Origin of the sequence: Methanogenium sp. MK-MG (genome assembly GCF_009914725.1) — an archaeon.
Taxonomy (GTDB): Archaea; Halobacteriota; Methanomicrobia; order Methanomicrobiales; family Methanomicrobiaceae; genus Methanogenium.
Window position 1 is genome coordinate 1 of the sequence record NZ_JAAAWJ010000120.1, and the last position, 4,007, is coordinate 4,007.

General features: G+C 54.7%; 2 protein-coding genes and 1 tRNA gene. 2 read left to right on the top strand and 1 reads right to left on the bottom strand.

The features are described 5' to 3' along the window. The coding region (ppsA, locus tag MKMG_RS10945) for a phosphoenolpyruvate synthase (protein ID WP_165077950.1) at nt 1–1,677 on the bottom strand (1,677 nt) is incomplete at its 3' end. A 246-nt stretch (nt 1,678–1,923) separates the two neighbouring features. Here ppsA and serA point away from each other — a divergent pair. Continuing rightward, nucleotides 1,924–3,510 (top strand): phosphoglycerate dehydrogenase, encoded by a 1,587-nt coding sequence (serA, locus tag MKMG_RS10950; protein ID WP_165077951.1) that lies wholly within the window; start codon nt 1,924–1,926, stop codon nt 3,508–3,510. Nucleotides 3,511–3,611: 101 nt separating this feature from the next. Further along, nucleotides 3,612–3,685 (top strand) — tRNA-Val (locus MKMG_RS10955). Nucleotides 3,686–4,007: the final 322 nt, after the last annotated feature.

A 4,007-nucleotide genomic window follows, 5' to 3' on the forward strand; every position in this document is an offset into this window, starting at 1 on the left:
CTCTTCGGGTTCATCCTCTCCACCCTGCATGTTCCTGAACTCGTCTGTCGGAGCGTCCAGGGTCCTGACCCATACCGGTTTGCCGGGGAATGCGTCTAAGACCACCTTGATGCCATTGTAGAGCTCAGTGACAAACTCCTCTTCCTTGTTGTTGCGGATGTACCATCCGGGTGTCTTGCCGAGGCCCAGGATCATATGTTCAACTCTCAGCAGACCCACACCGTCTGCCCCGGTGGCGGCCGCACGTGCGGCAGCCTCGGGAAGGGAGACATTCACCTTGATGGAGGTTGCGGTGATGATGGGTGCCGCAGCGGCCACGGCAACGGCGGGGGCGTCCTCCTCTGCGGGAGCGACAGCGCCCTCAAAGACGAGACCTTTATCGCCGTCTACTGTTACAATGTCCCCTTCTTTGAGGACATGGGTGGCATTCTTTGTCCCGACGACTGCGGCGGTGCCAAGTTCACGGGAGACAATCGCCGCGTGACAGGTCATGCCGCCTTCGTCGGTGACGATAGCACTCACCTTGCGCATACCGGGCACCATGTCAGGGTTGGTCATCTTTGCGACCATGATGTCACCGTCGTTTATCCGGCCAAGGTCTTTTACCGTAGTGACAATGACGACGCGCCCGGTGGCAATCCCCGGTGATGCACCCTGGCCCTCAAGCAGAATATCACCACTGCTCCCGGTTTCCTGTACTCTGCCGGTGTCCCCGGCGTTCCCGGCAATCGTGGTGATGGGCCGTGACTGGAGGATATAGATGGTGTCGCCGACAATGCTCCACTCCAAATCCTGCGGGACGCCGTAATGTAATTCAGACACCCGTCCATACTTTGCCAGAGCCACAATCTCGTCATCCGAGAGCACCGGTGCGTCCTGCCGCTCCGGGGAGACAGGCACTTCCTTTGTCCCGTGTTCCCCGTCAGGCAGGATTTCAACCTTCTTGGTCGCAATATAACGGTCGACAACCCGCCGGGACCGCTGGTCAAATACATAGTTATCAGGTGAGACCATTCCGGAGACGACCGCCTCTCCCAGACCCCATGAACCTTCGATGATAGAGGTCGGTTCACCGGTGACAGGATGGGACGAGAAGAGCACACCCGCCTTCTCGGAACGGATCAATATCTGCACAACCACAGCGATGTCTACGATAGAATCGTCAAATCCCTGTTTGGCACGGTAGTAGATAGCCCGCGCCCCGTAGAGGGATGCCCAGCACATCTGGACCGCCTCAACGAGGGCGTCTGCACCCTTAATGTTCAGGTAGGTATCCTGCTGGCCGGCAAAACTGGCGTCAGGAAGGTCTTCTGCCGTTGCACTGGAACGGACGGCAACCACTACATCATCTCCCATCTTCACGTATGAACGGATGATATCTTCTCTGATTTCGTCCGGCACCGGCGTCTTCATGACGATGCCTTTCACATCTGCTGCCGTCTTCTCCAGGAGATCCGAATTTTCGACGTCGAGACCGGAGAGGAGTGAGAATATCTCTGTGTCAATCTTCGCATCCTCGATATACCAGCGGAATGCCTGTGCGGTCACTACAAATGCGTTTGGCACCGGCAGACCAACGGAGGTCATTTCTCCAAGAGATGCACCCTTTCCACCGACGGAAGGGAGATCCTCTTTCCGAATTTCAGCTAGCCACAGAATATTGGGGACTTTTGTCATGCTCATGGGTCACCTGAATCTTTTTGCTACCACTGTGGTGAACTACCACGATGATTAATATGTGTCCCCCCGGAAAGATATTCAAGTTAACGACTAATGTCCCCGACATCATACCAAAGTGCATCAATGTAGTGCGTGTTTTCTCCTGTCAACGCGGATCATATGCCACCTCCCTCTGAACACCGGGAAGATGCGGGAAAACCATGAATATCAGCAAAGAATAACAAGTAACAGGGAACAATAGTGATGGATTTTACAGTACTGGTCAGTGACACGCTGGCAGACGAAGGCGTTGATATACTTCGTGAATATTGCAACGTCGATGTGAAGACGGGCCTCACCGAAGAAGAACTGATTGAGATCATCGGGACGTATGACGGACTGCTTGTGCGCAGCGGGACACAGGTCACCGCCGAAGTGCTTGCAGCAGCAGAGAAGCTGAAGTTCATCGGACGGGCCGGCGCAGGTGTCGACAATATCAATCTTGATGCAGCAACCGAGAAGGGCATCATCGTCGCAAACGCACCCTCCGGCAACACCCTTGCCGCATGTGAACACACGCTTGCCATGATGATGTCGCTCTCGCGCAATATACCGCAGGCGACCGCATCTGTCAAGGCAGGCGAGTGGAAACGTTCGCAGTTCATGGGCGTCGAACTCAACAACAAGGTGCTTGGCATTGTCGGATTCGGAAGAATCGGGCAGGAACTTGCAAAGCGGGCAAATGCCCTTGAGATGCGCTGTGTCGCCTACGACCCGTACATCAACCGGGAACGCGCCAAGGAGCTTGGTGTCGAGGTCTGCACCCTGGACGAACTCTTCCCCCAGGCAGACTTCATCACGGTCCACACACCGCTGGTAAAAGAGACGCGCCACCTCATCAATAAAGATACGATCGCGCAGATGAAGACCGGCGTGCGCATCGTCAACTGTGCCCGCGGCGGCATCATTGATGAAGAGGCACTCGCTGATGCCATCGAAGCAGGAAAGGTTGCAGGCGCAGCGCTCGATGTCTACGAGAACGAACCGCCGGAAGGCCAGCGGATTGTCGCACTCCCGCAGGTCGTCACCACCCCGCACCTCGGCGCCTCCACGGTCGAGGCACAGCAGAATGTGGCAGTTTCGGTTGCAAAGCAGTGCATTGATGTGCTTGAGGGCGGCTCGGCACGCTTTGTTGTGAACGCGCCGATGGTACCTCTCGACCAGCAGGCGAGAATCGAGCCGTATGCACAGCTGGCACAGAAGATGGGTAAACTCCTAATTCAGCTCATCGACGGCAGACTCGAGTCTGTCGAGATCGAGTACGGCGGTAAGGCGGCAGATTTCGGCCGGAATACCAAGTACATCACCCGCTTCGCACTCAAGGGCATGCTTGACCCGATTCTGCAGGAACCGGTCAACATCGTGAACGCCGAATTTGCCGCAAAGGAACGCGGCATCCGCATCAGCGAGAGCATCACCACCGAGTCAAAGGGATTCACCAACATCATGACCATCACGCTGAAGACCGACACGATGCAGGAGTCAGTCTCCGGCAATGTCTCATCGGCAGAGAAGATCCGCATCGTTGCCATCGGCGAGTACATGACCGACATGACGCCGGGCGGCGACGTGGTCATATCACGCCACCGTGACGTACCAGGTGTCATCGGCCAGTTTGCAACCATCATCGGGCAGTATGATGTCAATATCGCAGGCATGCAGGTCGGCCGTAACAAACCCGGACAGGAGGCCATCATGGTCCTGAACGTGGATGCGACAGTCCCACAGGAAGCGATGGAAGAGATCGTCAAAATTGACGGCGTCTCCACCGCACGCTATGCACATATCTGAAATATGATTGGGAAACCGGCATCAGGCCCACGGAAAACCGCAGATGCCGGAAACAAAACCAATCATTTTTATAATCCGGAAACCAAGGAATGTAGGCACAAGGGCTCGTGGTCTAGCTGGTTATGACGTCGCCTTGACATGGCGGAGGTCCTGAGTTCGAATCTCAGCGGGCCCATACTTTTTCTTTTGTTTCATCCTGTCTGAGAGATTCGGGTTATTTTATTCAGGAACGGATCTCCTGACAGCACTGTTTCATAATTAAGAGCTGTTCGTGCTGTTGTTTCAGATGGTTTATCCACAGCCGTCTCGCCCCGGATGTGACCGGGGCCGTCTCTCTTTGAAGCCACCAGATACAATTTTTTGCAGGGATTATCAAAAGTTGGTTCTCCTGAGTTTACTCCAGTACTTTAAAAATCCCTGTTTTTTTCACCACTTTCCTACGAGTTTTGCCTAAAAGTTAAGCACTTTACAATTTCATCCATTATCTTTCCAACTCG

Excerpts from the sequence above, each read along its gene's own strand:
- serA (WP_165077951.1), top strand. The coding sequence starts at position 1,924 with ATGGATTTTACAGTACTGGTCAGTGACACGCTGGCAGACGAAGGCGTT.